Source organism: Noviherbaspirillum sp. (genome assembly GCF_035944575.1).
Lineage (GTDB): Bacteria > Pseudomonadota > Gammaproteobacteria > Burkholderiales > Burkholderiaceae_D > Noviherbaspirillum.
This window is the reverse complement of record NZ_DASZBA010000253.1, coordinates 1-16,006: the sequence shown is the minus strand read 5'-3', so window position 1 is coordinate 16,006 and position 16,006 is coordinate 1. Positions and strand designations below refer to the sequence as shown.

General features: G+C 60.0%; 20 protein-coding genes. 9 read left to right on the top strand and 11 right to left on the bottom strand.

The window, feature by feature from the left end:
* Positions 1-169 precede the first annotated feature (169 nt).
* From VGU61_RS20790 to VGU61_RS20765, 6 genes are all read right to left on the bottom strand, one after another.
* Complete coding sequence (locus VGU61_RS20790; protein ID WP_326861210.1) at positions 170-307, bottom strand: hypothetical protein; 138 nt, start codon at positions 305-307, stop codon at positions 170-172.
* A 19-nt stretch (positions 308-326) separates the two neighbouring features.
* Entirely contained in the window at positions 327-647 is a 321-nt protein-coding gene (locus tag VGU61_RS20785) for a hypothetical protein (protein WP_326861209.1), read from the bottom strand.
* A 158-nt stretch (positions 648-805) separates the two neighbouring features.
* Positions 806-1,138: a hypothetical protein gene (locus tag VGU61_RS20780; protein ID WP_326861214.1), complete on the bottom strand. Its 333-nt coding sequence runs from the start codon at positions 1,136-1,138 to the stop codon at positions 806-808.
* A 194-nt stretch (positions 1,139-1,332) separates the two neighbouring features.
* Positions 1,333-1,587 carry a hypothetical protein gene (locus VGU61_RS20775; protein ID WP_326861208.1) on the bottom strand — a complete coding sequence of 85 codons (255 nt, stop codon included), beginning with the start codon at positions 1,585-1,587 and terminating at the stop codon, positions 1,333-1,335.
* A gap of 133 nt (positions 1,588-1,720) precedes the next feature.
* Entirely contained in the window at positions 1,721-1,954 is a 234-nt protein-coding gene (locus VGU61_RS20770) for a hypothetical protein (RefSeq protein WP_326861207.1), read from the bottom strand.
* A gap of 122 nt (positions 1,955-2,076) precedes the next feature.
* Positions 2,077-3,063, bottom strand: a complete 987-nt coding sequence (locus VGU61_RS20765; protein WP_414691673.1) for a Bug family tripartite tricarboxylate transporter substrate binding protein — start codon at positions 3,061-3,063, stop codon at positions 2,077-2,079.
* Positions 3,064-3,261: 198 nt separating this feature from the next.
* Here VGU61_RS20765 and VGU61_RS20760 point away from each other — a divergent pair, with 198 nt between their 5' ends.
* Positions 3,262-3,552: a hypothetical protein gene (locus tag VGU61_RS20760; RefSeq protein ID WP_326861205.1), complete on the top strand. Its 291-nt coding sequence runs from the start codon at positions 3,262-3,264 to the stop codon at positions 3,550-3,552.
* A 72-nt stretch (positions 3,553-3,624) separates the two neighbouring features.
* Here the strand turns inward: VGU61_RS20760 and VGU61_RS20755 are convergent, their stop codons facing one another.
* Positions 3,625-4,032 (bottom strand): hypothetical protein, encoded by a 408-nt coding sequence (locus VGU61_RS20755; RefSeq protein WP_326861204.1) that lies wholly within the window; start codon positions 4,030-4,032, stop codon positions 3,625-3,627.
* A gap of 41 nt (positions 4,033-4,073) precedes the next feature.
* Here VGU61_RS20755 and VGU61_RS20750 point away from each other — a divergent pair, with 41 nt between their 5' ends.
* From VGU61_RS20750 to VGU61_RS20730, 5 genes are all read left to right on the top strand, one after another.
* The gene (locus tag VGU61_RS20750; protein ID WP_326861203.1) at positions 4,074-4,439 is read left to right on the top strand and encodes a hypothetical protein; all 366 of its coding nucleotides are present in this window, start codon (positions 4,074-4,076) and stop codon (positions 4,437-4,439) included.
* Positions 4,440-4,551: 112 nt separating this feature from the next.
* Positions 4,552-4,752, top strand: a complete 201-nt coding sequence (locus VGU61_RS20745) for a hypothetical protein (RefSeq protein WP_326861202.1) — start codon at positions 4,552-4,554, stop codon at positions 4,750-4,752.
* 268 nt (positions 4,753-5,020) lie between these two features.
* Positions 5,021-5,251, top strand: a complete 231-nt coding sequence (locus VGU61_RS20740; protein ID WP_326861200.1) for a hypothetical protein — start codon at positions 5,021-5,023, stop codon at positions 5,249-5,251.
* Positions 5,252-5,433: 182 nt separating this feature from the next.
* Positions 5,434-7,602: a family 1 glycosylhydrolase gene (locus tag VGU61_RS20735; protein ID WP_326861198.1), complete on the top strand. Its 2,169-nt coding sequence runs from the start codon at positions 5,434-5,436 to the stop codon at positions 7,600-7,602.
* A gap of 90 nt (positions 7,603-7,692) precedes the next feature.
* Positions 7,693-9,483 carry a glycoside hydrolase family 2 protein gene (locus tag VGU61_RS20730; RefSeq protein WP_326861197.1) on the top strand — a complete coding sequence of 597 codons (1,791 nt, stop codon included), beginning with the start codon at positions 7,693-7,695 and terminating at the stop codon, positions 9,481-9,483.
* A gap of 22 nt (positions 9,484-9,505) precedes the next feature.
* Here the strand turns inward: VGU61_RS20730 and VGU61_RS20725 are convergent, their stop codons facing one another.
* Positions 9,506-10,195 (bottom strand): UPF0149 family protein, encoded by a 690-nt coding sequence (locus tag VGU61_RS20725; RefSeq protein ID WP_326861213.1) that lies wholly within the window; start codon positions 10,193-10,195, stop codon positions 9,506-9,508.
* A 94-nt stretch (positions 10,196-10,289) separates the two neighbouring features.
* On the opposite strand from VGU61_RS20725, the gene VGU61_RS20720 reads away from it, so the two are divergent.
* Complete coding sequence (locus VGU61_RS20720) at positions 10,290-11,279, top strand: serine/threonine protein kinase (protein ID WP_326861196.1); 990 nt, start codon at positions 10,290-10,292, stop codon at positions 11,277-11,279.
* A 9-nt stretch (positions 11,280-11,288) separates the two neighbouring features.
* Here the strand turns inward: VGU61_RS20720 and VGU61_RS20715 are convergent, their stop codons facing one another.
* Positions 11,289-12,194 (bottom strand): LysR family transcriptional regulator, encoded by a 906-nt coding sequence (locus VGU61_RS20715; RefSeq protein WP_326861194.1) that lies wholly within the window; start codon positions 12,192-12,194, stop codon positions 11,289-11,291.
* Positions 12,195-12,372: 178 nt separating this feature from the next.
* Here VGU61_RS20715 and hmgA point away from each other — a divergent pair, with 178 nt between their 5' ends.
* On the top strand, positions 12,373-13,668 hold the full coding sequence (gene hmgA / locus VGU61_RS20710; protein WP_326861212.1) for a homogentisate 1,2-dioxygenase: 1,296 nt from the start codon (positions 12,373-12,375) through the stop codon (positions 13,666-13,668).
* A gap of 78 nt (positions 13,669-13,746) precedes the next feature.
* Here hmgA and VGU61_RS20705 read toward each other — a convergent pair whose 3' ends face one another.
* Entirely contained in the window at positions 13,747-14,097 is a 351-nt protein-coding gene (locus VGU61_RS20705) for a hypothetical protein (protein ID WP_326861193.1), read from the bottom strand.
* 148 nt (positions 14,098-14,245) lie between these two features.
* Here VGU61_RS20705 and VGU61_RS20700 point away from each other — a divergent pair, with 148 nt between their 5' ends.
* Positions 14,246-15,745, top strand: a complete 1,500-nt coding sequence (locus VGU61_RS20700) for an aldehyde dehydrogenase family protein (RefSeq protein ID WP_414691672.1) — start codon at positions 14,246-14,248, stop codon at positions 15,743-15,745.
* A gap of 9 nt (positions 15,746-15,754) precedes the next feature.
* Here the strand turns inward: VGU61_RS20700 and VGU61_RS20695 are convergent.
* Positions 15,755-16,006: Hpt domain-containing protein (locus VGU61_RS20695; RefSeq protein WP_326861192.1), on the bottom strand; the 252-nt coding region annotated here is incomplete at its 5' end.

The following is a 16,006-nucleotide window of genomic DNA, read 5'->3' as shown; positions in this document are numbered from 1 at the left end:
CGGGTCGATTGTTTTCGCGATGTGTTCCAGCTTGCCGTCGCCTGGTTTCAGGTTTTCGGTGCCGGGATGGAGCGGATGCTTCGGCAAAGGTTGTTTGTCTTGCATGATTGACCTCCAAATAACATTGGAGACAGCGCAAGGCACGAATGTTCCGCGATCGCCGTGCTGATCAGGAAGCCGAAGACCGGCCCTTCGCACTGACAGGATGCGGATCGGGCACCGGGTCCTTGTCCGGCGACGGATTCTTGTCCGGCATCGGATCGTCTTCCGGCACAGGTTCCGGGGGCACCTGATGATTGGTCGTCATATCATTTCTCCTCATCTCGTTAGGGCCAGGGCGAGGGAGAAACGGGCAAAAACGGCGCAGCGGTGGGATCGCCGGGCCTGCGGCTGGCAGTGCCTCCTTCATTGCGGTCGCCATCTTCCTGCGGAACATCCTTGGCTTCGGGCCCGGACAACTTGTCCGGCGCGGGTTCGCCAAGTTTGGGTCCGATAATCCCGGATAACTCGCGGCGCGACTCCGTAAAGTCCGAATCGAGAAGCGGAAATTCGCTGTTCGGCCAGTTCTCAATTGCCCATTGGGCGTATTCATCGAACCGCCGCGTCAATTCGGCCGCATAGCGGTCGTATTCCTCCTTGCTTGCCATAACCGTCCTCAAATATCAATCGGATAACGGTATGACCGGAGCGCAGCCGCAATGTTCTCGCATGTCGTCGCAATTCCTGCAAACCGGACATCGGATCGATGCCATCATGGACGGCATCGACAGTTCCGGATCGACAGGTAATGTCGGCGAGCGCGCGTTCAGGAGCCGTTCTGCGACGAGCCGTTTTGGGCGGCCCCGTTCTGGCCTTCCTTCGGCTTGAATTGCTTGTCGCTGATGCGGAACTTGGTACGACGGTCGCCCATCAGTTCGCGCAGGTCCTTGATGCTGAGATCGGATACCTCATGCATGCGGATCAACAGCGATGCTCCGACCGGCAGACGGCGGTGGCGGATCTTGCTGATCAGCGGTGGCGCAACTTCAAGCGCACGCGACAGGGCCGCATCGTTCTTGAGGTTGAGTTTTTGAATCAGCGTCTCCAACAGGTGGTTGGGATCGTATTGATAGCGCTCTGTGTTTTTAGTGTTTTCCATCTGCTTTTTACCTTTAGTTGTTTCGAAATGTTTCGATCCGATTCCATTGTGAACAAACCGCACCATGCATTTTTGATAATTCTCAGCAGTCCTTTTTTCTTTGGCGTCACTTGCCGTGTTACTGAGCGCCATATGAGCTGTGTCAATCGGACGACGCTGCCCATCAAAATCAAAAGAGAATCAAACCAAGAGAGTCAAACAAAATAAGCAGCGCCCAGTACCAGCGGCGTACCACTCACGCCGGCAACGACAAGCCTGCGTGCCACACCATGAATCTGGTCCTCGAATGCATGATAGGTTTCCATGAAGTCGAGCTGGCCGCCTTTCAACCGACGCAAGTGAGCCAACGCGTTTTTCGACACGAGGCACTCTCGATCGGTGAAGCCGACCTCAACCGTGAAAGTCACTCCTTCATCCGCCAACCGGGGTTCCGCCACTGCTTTATTCATTTCGGTCTCCATCTCTCAAGCACAACATATTGCCGATGCAAAATGCATAGCCGATAGTAAAGACACGACAGCTTGCTGCTTTGACAGGTGTCAACCGAGTGCCATCATGTATCAAAGGAGTGGTTTGATCGCCTCACGGCGGTGTGCCGGGTGATTGAAAAAGCGTCATTTCCCACTCGTTGGAAGCAGTGTCATGACGCAGAATGTAGCGGGCGTTGTCGCTGGCCGCGATCTTGAAATAGCCATAGGCAGGCGAGAGCCAGCGGTCGATGATCTGTACGACATCGAGACGCTGTTCGCCCAGTGTGAATGCGCGCGGTTCCACATCGCCATGCGGTCCGACGCCGTGTTCCACTTGCAGAATCATTGCAGCGATTCATCTCCGAAATGCCCGGCACGATCAACTTGCTTTACGCATTGTGCCGGGCGAGTGCCTGGTTGCATGCCGTCGATCTCCGGACGCCGAACATTCCGGCGCAGACGGAAGGTTCAGTCAACCTTGGCGCCGGACGCCTTGACGATGGCGGCGTATTTTTTCAGATCGCTCTGAATCAGCGTCGCAAACTGTCCTGGAGTCGTCGGTGTTGGTTCGGCACCGAGCCGCGTTAAACGTTCCCTTACATCGGGTGCGCGCAATGCATTGTGGATCTCGCTGTTCAGCCGTGTCACGACGGCCTCCGGCGTATTGGCCGGTACCAGTACGCCGAACCAGGTGTTGATGTCGAATCCGTTCAGGCCTTTGCCGCCGCCGGCTTCCGCCATGGTGGGCAAATCGGGCAATGCGGCGGCGCGGGATGCGGTGGTCACGGCAAGCGGTTTCAATTTGCCGCTGCGAATGTTCTGGGATGCGGATGCGAGATTGTCGAACATCAGATCCGTCTGCCCGGTGAGAAGGCCGAGCTGCGCCGGTGCCGCACCCGCGTAGGGAATATGCAGCATGCTGACCTTGGCCATCATCTTGAACATTTCACCGGCAAGATGACCGGCGCTGCCGTTGCCTCCCGACGCATAGTTCAGCTTGCCCGGGTTGGCTTTCGCGTAGGCCACCAGATCATTGACCGACGTGATGCCGAGGTTGCGGGCCGCTTCCGGATTCATCACCAGCACATTCGGCACATTCGCCACCAATGACACGGGCGCAAAGTCCTTCACGGCGTCATAGGGCATTTTCGGAAAGAGTGTCGGGTTGATCGCATGAGTCGCCACAGCGCCCATCACCATCGTATAGCCATCGGGCGGCGACTTCGCGACCATGTCGGCGCCGATGTTGCCCCCCGCGCCGGGCTTGTTTTCGACGATGACCGGCTGGCCCAGGCCATCTTTCATCTTGTCGGCGAGCGTGCGCGCGACGGTGTCCAGCGGACCGCCGGGCGGGTAGGGGACGATGAAGCGAAGCGGTTTGGTCGGGAAGGACTGGGCTGCCGCGAATGTGGTGAACACGCTGGCCGCAGCCGCGGCGAGAAATTTGATAAGTATCGAATTCATGTCGGTTTGATGTTGAATGAAAAGCAAAATCCTGCGCACGGGCCGGCGAAGGGCAGGGGCAGTGTAAATCATTCAACGAATACGCTCCGACATCGGTCCGCGCTGTATGCCATGCGGGCGGGACTTGCGGAAAAAGGGATTGTCCCCAAGAATGTCGGCAACGCCGGTCCGGCTGATTTGGAGAAAACCATGTATCTCGACCACCCGAAAATCACCGCAACCAACAGCACAACGGAAGCCGACCGCATCGAACGCCTCAATCGCGTGTATGGCTATGCGCTTGGACTCGCCGATGCGGCAGGCAACCGAGAATTCCTCTGCAAGCTGTCGCACATTCACGATCACAAGGGCAGGTTGATGGTGGTCTGGTTCAATCCGCCGACCGAGCAGGAAAAAGAGTTTTTTACGCGCGCCTGGCAGAGCAAGATCGGCGATGAAACCGTCAACGTCGAGCATCAGGTCGAGCAGACTCCGGCCTGACACCATGGGGCAGGCAGGGACAGGCGGCGTGTGTGCGCATGACGCGCAGGTTTTGCTTCCGTCTGCCTGATCTTACTTTCCTGCGATATTGAATGACAGGACATTGGAGCCGGAAATCTGGTCTTGGATCTGTTCAATTTCCGAAAGCAGCGTCATCAATGCGCGCAGCCACGGATAGCGCGTGTAGCGGTTGGCCTTGTTGCTCGCTTCCAGATCGGCCAGATATTGCGGCGTCATGATATGCGGATGCCGTGTGCTGTACACGCCGCCGTGAACCTGCGCGCGACGGCCGAGGTAGGCCAATGCGCAGGCTCGCTGGTATGCATTGCGATCGCCATAGCGATCCGCAAGCGCCTGGTTGCCTTTATATTTCGCAAGATGCTGCAAATACGATTTCCAATCACCCTCGCGGATATCGATCGATCCCGACTTGGATGCGCTGCTGACAGCCATTCCTTCCGACTCAAGCATTGCTGACACACTACCTCCCTGAAGTTTCACCCGTTTAAGAATTCTGCCGCTTGAACCGCAGCTGCGGCCGCAGCGCCGGCCTTCATGCGCGGGCGCGCATCTGTCGGTGGATGCATGCCGTCGAAGGTTTGATCTACGCGCGACCGGGCCTGCCTGTTCAAGCGGACTATTTGGATGGGGACACCACGAAAAAGTTCACTGTGGAAACATTTGTTTTCATGCTGCCGCCGGACGCAAAAGATGCAGCCGTCCCCGCTGAGCTGCGCCATACGAATGAAGAGCGGGCTACCCGAACCGGCGGGAAAAGGCAATGGAGCGCCTTGAAGGTGACAAGCGATTCACTCCGCAGGATTGCCCTGGATAACTTTCATCCTGATGATTTGCATCAATGCAAGTATCGATCGATTGAGGCGTAGTATCACTCGAAGGATGTTGATTGGAATCCTTTTTAATCGGGGCCGCCGATACGACTATACTTTGTCACGGTGGTCACCTCACATGCAGTCGGAAGATCAGGGTAACGACATCATGAGCGAAGCAACTCCTATCGATAATTACGTGGACTCAGTCCGGCAGGCGACACCAGTACTCGGCATTGCGGCACTCAAGCCGAAAGGTGCTTGCTGGTATTGCAATCAACCACTCGATAACGTCCGCAAGTTCTGCAGCAAGACCTGCGCGGATGATTACCGTACTGAAGAAGAGGTGTTCCGCGACGTAGCTGAATAGTCCAAATCAATCAGCAGGGCGGAACGCTTCCGGGCCAGGCGTTGATGCCTCCTTTTCCGCCCTGCATTCCTTCCTCCGTTCGCCGGTTTGCCATCCCAAGGTTTCCATCGCGCAGCGTAAACTTCCATCGCGCAATAAATAAAAAACAAAGATTGAGCGTCAACAATAGACGAGCGCCCTCTGTCGACTCCGGTGATTGCTGCCTGATTGATAATCAATTGACACTGAATACACACCACTCTATCAATTGAACCGCCGGGAGCACACTATGACGCCGGAAGAAATCGTCTCCGATCTGAACAGCAAGAACCGCGAACTGCTATACGTCCGAAAGGACTTCCAGCACCTCACGCATGAACAGGTACTGGCCTTGATGGATGCCGCCGCGATGCAGGGATTCCGCCTGGGCAGCAACGTTGCGCTCTCGATGGTAAAAGGCACGCTGCTGGTGCAACTGACCAAAAGCGCCGGAGCCAGGACCAACAAGTCGGGCGTCTAGCGACAGTCGATTGCTGTCGTCTCAAGCCGCCACGCGTACGCCGCCACGTCGGCATGCCGCCGGACTTCCCATTGACGATTCACGCCGCAGCGCTGCGGACTTGAGCCGGCTCAACACCCGTTTGCATCGCGAGGACGACTTTCCGTCGGCAGCCGCCTTTACCGACCAGCCAACTATCGACCATGCAGAATTCTTCATCGCTCGAACTATGGGGCGGCATTGAATGCACCATCGCACGCATCCGTGACAACTATCGGAACCAGATCGACGAGACCGGGCATAACGCACGCATCGATGATGTCGATGCGATCGCGGCGCTCGGCATCCGGACGCTGCGGTATCCGGTACTTTGGGAGACCGTCGCACCCGACAGCCCCGACGAATGCGACTGGCGCTGGCACGACGAACGGCTGGCCCGACTTCACGCAGCGGGCGTGTCGCCGATCGCCGGCCTGGTGCATCACGGGAGCGGACCGTACTACACCCATCTGCTCGATCCCGCTTTTCCGGAAATGCTGGCACGGCATGCAGAACGGGTTGCGGAACGCTATCCGTGGATAGCGCAATTCACTCCGGTCAATGAGCCGCTGACCACCGCGCGCTTCAGCGGCTTGTATGGACATTGGTACCCGCACGGACGCGACGTGCGCACGATGCTGCGCTGCCTGGTCACGCAATGCAAGGCGGTGGTGCTGGCGATGCAGGCGATACGACGCGTGACCCCCGCCGCGAAGCTGGTGCAGACGGAAGATCTCGGGAAAGCATTCAGCCTGCCCGACCTGCAGCACCAGGCCGACTATGAGAACGAGCGGCGATGGCTGAGCCTCGATCTGCTGTGCGGCCGCATCGACAGCAGTCATCCGTGGTATCCCGCGTTCCTGCAGGCAGGCATCGACCGGCGGCAGCTTGAGTTTTTCATCGAAGCGCAATGCACGCCCGATATCATCGGCATCAACCATTACCTGACCAGCGAACGATTCCTCGACCGCCGCCTGCGCGACTATCCGGACTTCCACCGTGCCGCAGACCAGCCGCCGTATGCGGACGTGCAGGCGGTGCGTGTGCCCCATGCCGACGGATTGACCGGACCCGAGCTGCGCCTGCGCGAAGCATGGGAGCGGTATCGACTTCCGATGGCGGTGACCGAAGCGCATCATGGCGGCGCGCGCGACGACCAGTTGCGCTGGCTGATGCAGGTATGGAACGCGGCGCGCAAGCTGAAAGGCGAGGGTGTCGATATCCGTGCCGTGACGATCTGGTCGCTGCTCGGCTGCATCGACTGGAACTCGCTGCTGCTGGAAAAAAACGGCTTTTATGAAAGCGGCGCCTTCGATGTACGATGCAATCCGCCGCGTCCGACGGCGATCGCCAAGGCGGCGGAAGCCCTGTCTCGCACGGGGGAGTTCGACCATCCGGCGCTCGACGGCCTCGGCTGGTGGCAGCGCGACGACCGCTATTTCGCCCAGATCAAGCGCCTGGAAGCGCCGACGGTCATCACCACGCAACGCAAGCTCCTCATCACCGGCGGCACCGGCACGCTGGGACGCGCGTTTGCCCGTATCTGCGATGCACGCCACCTGCAATACGATCTGCTCACTCGCGCGGACATGGATATCGCCGACCGGATTTCGGTGGAAGCCGCCATCGCCCGGCACCGGCCATGGGCGGTGATCAATACCGCCGGCTATGTGCGGGTGGCCGATGCGGAGAATGAACCGGAGCGCTGCTTCCGTGAAAATGCCGACGGCGCGGAACTCCTGGCGCGGGCCTGCGCGCATCTTGGTATTCCATTCATCACCTTCTCTTCGGACCTCGTGTTCGACGGCAGCCTCGGCAGATCTTATGTCGAGAGCGATCCGGTGGCGCCGCAATGCGTATACGGGAAGAGCAAGGCCGAGGCCGAGAAGCGGGTGCGCCAGGCCGCTCCCGATGCCCTGGTCGTCCGCACCAGCGCATTCTTCGGCCCCTGGGATCGCTACAACTTCGTGCATGCGGTGCTGCGCGATCTTGCCGCAGGCAAGCCGGTGCAGGCAAGCGACACGGTGCTCGTCTCGCCGACGTATGTGCCGGATCTTGTGCATGCGACCCTGGACCTCACCATCGACCATGCCTCCGGGGTCTGGCACCTGACCAACCAGGGCAGCCTGTCCTGGTATGAGCTGGCGGTACGGGCAGCCCGCGAAGCCGGGCTCGATACCGGAATGATTTTCCGTGCGGAATCGGACACAGCAACAACCTCGCTCTCCAGCGAGCGCGGTTTGATCCTGCCGCGCTTCGATGATGCCTTGCAGCGATATATGCGCGATAACACGATTGCCTGGGAGGGGGCGTCGGCCCGCGAGGCGGCATAAGGCGCATCGGCAGCGCCATTTTCCTCGGAATTGGGAACAGGCTTGGCCGGAATCACTCAAACCGGGGAATTTATCCGAAAAGGAACAAGAATGGTCGATACCGCATATCCGCGCCCGCAGTTGGTGCGTGAACACTGGCAGTCCCTTAATGGCCAGTGGAAATTTACCTTCGACAACGAAAAGAAATACCGCCATCCCTCGGACCCGATCGAGTGGACGCACAGCATCGAAGTGCCTTATGCGCCGGAGGCTGCCGCCAGCGGCATTTGCGATCGGGGTTTTCATCGCGCATGCTGGTATCAACGCGAGTTCGATATCAAGCCCGACGGCGGGCGGATCCTGCTGCATTTCGGGGCGGTTGATTACAGCGCCCGGGTATGGGTCAATGGCTTTCTCGTCACCGAGCATGAAGGCGGCCATATTTCATTTCATGCCGACATCACCCACGCACTCGGCGAAGGAAGCCGCCACACGGTGACGGTCTATGTGGAGGACGATCCCCACGACCTTGCCAAGCCACGCGGCAAGCAGGACTGGCAGCTTGAGCCGCATTCGATCTGGTATCCCCGCACCACCGGCATCTGGCAAACCGTATGGCTGGAACGGGTGCCGCATACCTATATCCAGAAATTGCGCTGGACGCCGCACTTCGAAGGATTCGAAATCGGATGCGAAACCTTCATCGCCGGCGCGGTGGAAGAGGACCTGACGATTGAAGTGAAAATCCGCCACAGCAACAAGAAGCTGGCGGATGACCGCTACAAGATCATCGGCGGCGAGGCGCATCGCAAGATCGGCCTGTCCGACCCGGGCATCGACGACTCCCGCAATGAACTGCTGTGGAGCCCGGAACATCCGACGCTCCTCGATGCGGAAATCCTGCTGTGGCACAAGGGGCAGGTGCTGGACAAGGTGAAGTCCTATACCGCGCTGCGGTCGGTGAACGTCAATCGCGACCGCTTCATGCTGAACGGCCGTCCGTATCACCTGCGGCTGGTGCTCGACCAGGGCTACTGGCCGGAGACACTCCTGACCGCGCCGTCGGACGATGCGCTGCGGCGCGACGTGGAACTGGCGAAGGCCATGGGCTTTAACGGCGTGCGCAAGCATCAGAAAATCGAGGACCCGCGCTACCTGTACTGGGCCGACCGGCTCGGCCTGCTGGTGTGGGAAGAGATGCCGTCGTCCTACCGCTTCTCCCCGCTGGCGATCCGGCGCATGGTGAAGGAGTGGACCGAAGTGATCGAGCGGGATTACAGCCATCCCTGCGTGATCGTATGGGTGCCGTTCAATGAATCATGGGGCGTGCCCAATCTCACCTCGACCCAGGCGCACCGCAACGCGGTGGAGGCGCTTTACCACCTGACCCGCACGCTGGACTCCACCCGCCCGGTGATCGGCAACGATGGCTGGGAAGCGTCGGCGACCGACCTGCTCGGCATTCACGACTACGAGCCCGATCCGGAGCGCCTGCAGGCGCGTTACGGCGGTTCCGCCAACACCCAGGAACTGTTCGACCGGCGGCGTCCGGGCGGCCGGATCCTGACCCTGGACGGCTATCCGCACCGCGGGCAGCCGATCATCCTCACCGAATTCGGCGGCATTGCCTATCGCAAGAAGCCGGAGGCCGGGGTTTCGGAGATATGGGGTTATTCGGAAGCCGACAGCGACGGCCAATTCCACGATGCCTACCGCAAGCTGCTGGAAGTGGTGAATGAAACGCCGATGTTCAGCGGTTTCTGCTATACGCAGTTCGCCGATACCTATCAGGAGGCGAACGGCCTGCTGACCGCAGATCGTTCCCCGAAGCTGCCGCTGGAGCAGATTTATGCGGCAACGCTGAACATCAAGCCGAATGCGAAGAAGCGATACGGCATTTGATCGGTAATGCCCGAGTGCGGCGCTACTGCTGTTCGGCGCCGCAGCACTTCTTGAATTTCTTTCCGCTGCCACAGGTGCATTCGTCGTTGCGGCCGACCTTCGGCGTCGTGCGCTGTACCTGCACCACTGCCGATTTCCGCTGCGGCAGCCAGTATTTATGTATATGCGGGATCGCCGCCTCGACTTCGATCGCCAGCTTGTGGCGCTTGACCGGATCGTCGGCGAGTTCCATTTCGCTTTCCTCGATCTCTTCCGCACCGAGCAGATAGATTGATTCCACCATGGCGGCGATATTCGAGTTCCAGATCGGCTCCCATGCATCGGCACGCAGGTTCATGCCTTCCCAGAATCCCCATGCCCATGCTTCGCCATCGACCAGCGATTTGCCTTCCCATTCATGTTCGCAATACAGAGGTTCGAACTCCTTCGGCGCAACTTCGAAGGTGATGGCGATCTCGTTCATGAAACGGGCGATCAGGCCGACGATGCGCTGTTCCTCTTTCTCGTTCTTGAAAACGGGGCTCTTGCCTGATGAACCCCAGACGCGCGGCAGCCATTCGGTCATCGGCACTTCCTGCGGGCCGATCGCCAGCGCCGTCAGGTAGCCGTGCAGAGAGTCCATGGTCATGCCGTCGTCGGCGCAGCGGTCCGACAGCAGGAATTGGTCCAGTTCGTTGAATTCCTTGTCGGAAAGCGGTTCGTCGAGATGCATGATGAATTTGAATTCGGTAAGGGGGAGGCAGGACCGGTAGTGTAGCGCGAGCGTCGTCCGCCCGCCATGCGGCATTGCCCTTACAATGGGTAGCATGACTGAAAATACCGTTCCCGGCTTCGCCGGCCTGACGCCGGATCTCGTCCTCGATGCGCTCGAATCCCTCGGCCTGTACAGCGATGGCCGCTTGCTCGCGCTCAACAGTTATGAAAACCGGGTTTATCAGGTCGGCATGGAGGATGGTCCGCCGTTGGTGGTGAAGTTTTATCGTCCGCAGCGCTGGACGGATGCCGCGATTCTCGAAGAGCACGACTTCGTGCAGGAACTGGTCGACCAGGAAATTCCGGTCGTTCCGGCGATCGGATTTCCGCAAGGCGGCACGCTGCATCATTTCAACGGCTTCCGGTTTTCGGTATTTGTCCGCCACGGCGGACGCGCGCCGGAGCTGGAAGACAGATCGACGCTGGAATGGATGGGCCGCTTCATCGGCCGCATTCATGCGGTTGGTGCAACCCGGCCGTTTCAGGCACGCCCGAGTATCGACATCGCCAGTTTCGGCGAGGAGCCGCTTGCCTACCTGTTATCGCAGGAGTTTTTGCCGGCCGATCTGAAGGAAGCTTATCGCAGCGTCGTGGAACAGGCGCTCGACGGCGTGCGCCGCTGCTTCGACCGCGCCGGAGACTGTCGCATCCTGCGACTGCATGGTGATTGCCATGGCGGCAATGTCCTGTGGACCGACGATGGACCGCATTTCGTCGACTTTGATGACAGCCGCATGGGGCCGGCCATACAGGATCTGTGGATGATGCTTTCGGGCGAACGCGCCGACATGGTTCGCCAGATGTGCGACCTGCTGGCCGGGTATGAAGACTTTTTCGACTTCGAACCGCGCGAGCTGCACCTGGTGGAAGCGTTGCGCACCTTGCGGCTGATCTATTACTCGTCATGGCTGGCGCGGCGCTGGGATGATCCGGCCTTTCCGCTCGCCTTCCCATGGTTCAATACCCAGCGCTACTGGCAGGACAGGGTGCTCGAGCTGCGCGAGCAGATTCCGTTGATGCAGGAAGCGCCTCTCCCGATATAAAAGTCGCGCCTATTCCCTGAAGTGTGCCGCGATCAATCCGCGCATCCACCGGTTGCCTTCGTCGTCGTTGAAGCGCCGGTGCCAGTAGATATGCGTATGCAGTAGCGGAAGGCGCAGTGGCGGCGGCATGCAGACGAGGCCGAATGCCTCCCCGGCCCGTCGGGCGAGTTTCTCGGGAACCGTCACCACCAGGTCGGTAGTACTGACGATGTAGGGTACGGACGTGAAATGCGGCACCCGGAACAGTGCCGCCTGCGTCACGCCGGCTTTCTCCAGCCTGTCATTGATCAGGTCGTACGGATTTTCCCGGGATGAGACGATCAGATGCCGCGCGGCCAGAAATTCGCTTAGTGAAACCTTGCCCGAGCAGAAGGGATGGCCACGGCGGAACATGGATACATACTTCTGGCTGAAGAGCTTCAGGTGAAAGAGACTTTCCGATACTTCGGTAAACGCTCCGATTACCAGATCGATCTGTCCGGTTTCAATGCCCTCCTGCCAGTTGACCGCACTGATGCGTACGGTGCTGATGCGCACGTGGGGCGCGACTTCGGCGCATCGTTCTATCAGGGCAGGCATGAAGTGGATCTCGCCGACGTCGGTCATGGCGAGCACGAATTGGCGGGTGCTGGTCAGCGGATCGAAAACCTGCTGCCGGTTCAGCGCCCGGGTCACCTGGGAAAGCGCGGCGGCGATCGGTTCGGCGATCTCCTGGGCATAGGGTGTCGGCTGCATGCCCTGGGTGGTCCGGACGAACAAGGGATCGTCGAAGGTCTTGCGCAGCCGCGCGAGCGCATTGCTCACGGTCGGTTGGGAGAGCTGAAGCCGCTCGGCAACAAGCGAAACATGCCGTTGCCGATACAGTTCGTGAAACACGACCAGCAGGTTCATGTCGATATCGAGAGGACTGCGCATTATTGATATCCTAAATACTTTCTATTTTGGTATTTGGATTTTAACTTGCCGCGCATACGGCTATAGTCTTTTCAATACATTCGCGCAACCGGACTCCATCCCCGCAAAGGAAAGCTTGATGAACAAGAGAATCGAACTTGCCCAGCCGACAGGCATCGCGCAACCTCAGTCCTCTCATATGGCGCCGTATCAATCCGGCTTCGCCAATGAATTTGCCACCGAGGCGTTGCCGGGCGCATTGCCGGTCGGGCAGAATTCCCCGCAGCGGGCGCCATACGGCCTTTACGCGGAGCAGATTTCCGGCACCGCCTTCACCGCGCCGCGCAGCCACAACCGTCGTTCCTGGCTGTACCGTATCAGGCCGGCGGCGGTGCACATGCCGTTCAGGCTGCTTGACACACCCGCCATCGTTTCCGATTTCGCAAACGTGCCACCGACCCCGCCGAACCAGTTGCGCTGGGACCCGCTGCCGCTGCCGACCGAAGCGACCGACTTTATCGACGGCTGGGTAACCATGGCAGGCAACGGCTCGGCCGACGCCATGTCCGGCTGCGCAATCCATTTATATGCCGCGAACAAGTCGATGGAGGAGCGCTACTTTTATGACGCCGACGGTGAATTGCTTATCGTCCCGCAAATGGGCAGGCTGCGCATCGCCACAGAACTCGGCGTACTGGACATCGAGCCGCAGGAAATCGCCGTCATTCCGCGCGGTGTGCGTTTCCAGGTTGCACTTCCGGACGGCGAGGCACGCGGGTACATCTGCGAAAATTTCGGCGCATTGTTCCGCCTGCCGGACCTTGGCGTCATCGGTTCGAACGGCCTGGCCAATCCACGCGACTTCCTCACGCCGCACGCGGCCTACGAGGATATCGAAGGGAAGTTCGAGCTGCTGGCCAAGTTCAATGGCAAGCTGTGGAGCGCCGAGATCGGCCATTCACCGCTGGACGTTGTTGCATGGCATGGCAATTTTGCGCCGTACAAGTACGATCTGCGCCGCTTCAATACCATCGGGTCGATCAGCTACGACCATCCGGACCCGTCGATCTTCCTGGTGCTTCAGTCGCCGAGCGATACGCCGGGCGTGGACACGATCGATTTCGTCATCTTCCCGCCGCGCTGGCTGGCAGCCGAGAATACCTTCCGGCCGCCATGGTTCCACCGCAACGTCGCCAGCGAATTCATGGGGCTGATCCACGGCGCCTACGATGCCAAGGCGGAGGGCTTCGTTCCAGGCGGCGCCAGCCTGCACAATTGCATGTCGGGGCATGGGCCGGATGCCGAGACCTTCGAGAAGGCCTCGCAGGCAGACACCTCGAAGCCGAACAAGGTCGGTGACACGATGGCGTTCATGTTCGAAACCCGCACGGTCATCAAGCCGACACAGTTCGCACTTGAAACCTCGCAGTTGCAGAACACGTATTTCCAATGCTGGCAAACGATCAGGAAGAACTTCGATCCCGCCAAGCCGTAACTTGGTCGGCGCCGGCCATGCCGGCGATGCGGCGGAAATATCCGGTGTTAAGAGAAAGCGGACTGCGCAGGAAAGCGGTCAGCGGTCGCTGGCAACCTTCTGCGCACCGGCGGCCAGCCGGTCCAGTGCCTCGATCACCCTGTCCGCGGACGGATCGGCGTTCGCCAGCATGACCGCCCGTTCGATTGCCGCATCGCGGTTATTCTTCGAAAAATACTGCAGCAGGTAGTCTGCGTTCTCCACGCCGGCCACGCCGCGCGCGTCATCCTTGGCGAGGCGTCTGACGTACCAGATTGCATAGCCGTTCGATTCATCGCAGCAATACACCTCGGCCAGATGAAACGGGCCGAGCGGATGCAGGTCGGTATCGGTGTGCCAGACGAGTTTGCGCCAGAGATGGTTTTTTTTCGATTCGGGTAGGGAATGCATATCGGCTTTCCTTGATGGCATTAGCGAAATCATACCCGAGGCGCATTGCCGGACCAGTTGCGCAATTTTGAACGCGGTTCAATCAGTGTGCCGGTCCTCAACCGGTTTTTCACGGTAAGCTGGCGCATCTCGCCTCGAGGAGTACGCCATGCAATCAGTCGCTCAATTACTGTCCGCCATGCAGGCCGACATCGGCCGCTATCTGGGAAATGACCTTGCCTGCATTTCGCCGATCGACGGCGAATCGCTCGCCAGCCTGCGGGTCGACAGCCCGGAACAGGTGCAGGAAAAGGTCGGCGCCGCGCATGCGGCATTCCTGCAATGGCGGATGGTGCCGGCGCCACGCCGTGGCGAACTGGTGCGTCTGTTTGGCGACGAATTGCGGAGCAACAAGGAAATCCTCGGGAAGCTGGTCACGATCGAAACCGGCAAAATCCTGCAGGAGGGGTTGGGCGAAGTGCAGGAGATGATCGATATCTGCGACTTTGCCGTCGGCCTGTCGCGCCAGCTTTACGGCCTGACGATCGCCTCCGAGCGCCCCGGGCACAGGATGATGGAAACCTGGCACCCGCTTGGTGTGGTCGCCGTGATATCCGCCTTCAACTTTCCGGTGGCGGTCTGGTCATGGAATGCCGCGCTGGCGTTTGCCTGCGGCGACAGCGTCGTATGGAAGCCGTCGGAAAAAGCGCCGTTGACCGCGATCGCGGTGCAGGCACTATTTGAAAAAGCGATGGCGCGATTCGGCGCCGACGCGCCGGCCGGCTTGTCGCAGCTGGTCATCGGCGGCCAGGACTGCGGCGCCGCATTGGTTGACGACACGCGGGTTCCCCTTGTCAGCGCCACCGGCAGCACGCGCATGGGCAAGGCGGTCGCCGAGCGGTGCGCCCGGCGGCTGGCACGGACGCTTTTCGAACTCGGCGGCAACAACGCCATGATCGTGGCACCCAGCGCGGATCTCGAATTGTCGACCCGCGCCATCGTCTTTTCCGCGGTCGGCACGGCAGGACAGCGTTGCACTTCGCTGCGCCGGCTGTTCGTGCACGACGACGTGGCCGAGAGGCTTTTGCCGAGGCTGAAGACGGTGTATGCGTCGCTGCCGGTGGGCAATCCGCTGGATGAGGGAACACTGGTCGGTCCGCTGATCGATGAAGCCGCATTGCAGGGCATGCAACTCGCGCTGGAACGGGCGCGCGCCGAGGGCGGCAAGGTACATGGCGGTGAACCGGTACAGGTGGGGAAGGGCGGCTATTACGCGCGTCCGGCGCTGGTGGAAATGCCGTCGCAGACCGGCATCATGCATCACGAAACCTTCGCGCCGATTCTCTATGTCGTCCGCTACCAGACGCTGGAACAGGCAATCGCCATGAACAACGCCGTTGCGCAGGGCTTGTCGTCGAGTATTTTCACGACCGATGTGCGGGAAGCGGAACGTTTCATGTCGGCCGGCGGCAGCGACTGCGGCATCGCCAACGTCAACATCGGCCCCAGCGGCGCGGAGATCGGCGGCGCGTTCGGCGGCGAGAAGGACTCGGGCGGCGGGCGGGAATCAGGCTCCGATGCCTGGAAAGCCTATATGCGCCGCGCCACGAATACCGTCAATTACAGCGATGCGCTGCCGCTCGCGCAGGGGATTCGGTTCGACATATGAACCGCCCGTTCAGTGCGTGGATCCGGTCAGTGTTTGCAAACGTGCATCGATCCGTCGGTACTCCGCCGTGACGCTCTGCAGCAACTGACCGGCCTCGCTATCACGGCCGCTCTTCGCACAGAGTTCGAGCTGCTTGCACATGCCCGACAGCCGCATCGCACCGATCGATGCGCTGCTGCCGCACAGCAGGTGGGCAATCCGCGCCAGCTGCTGGTTGTCGCCGGCGGCAGCGGCTTTAATTAATATTCCTATGCGCTGCGA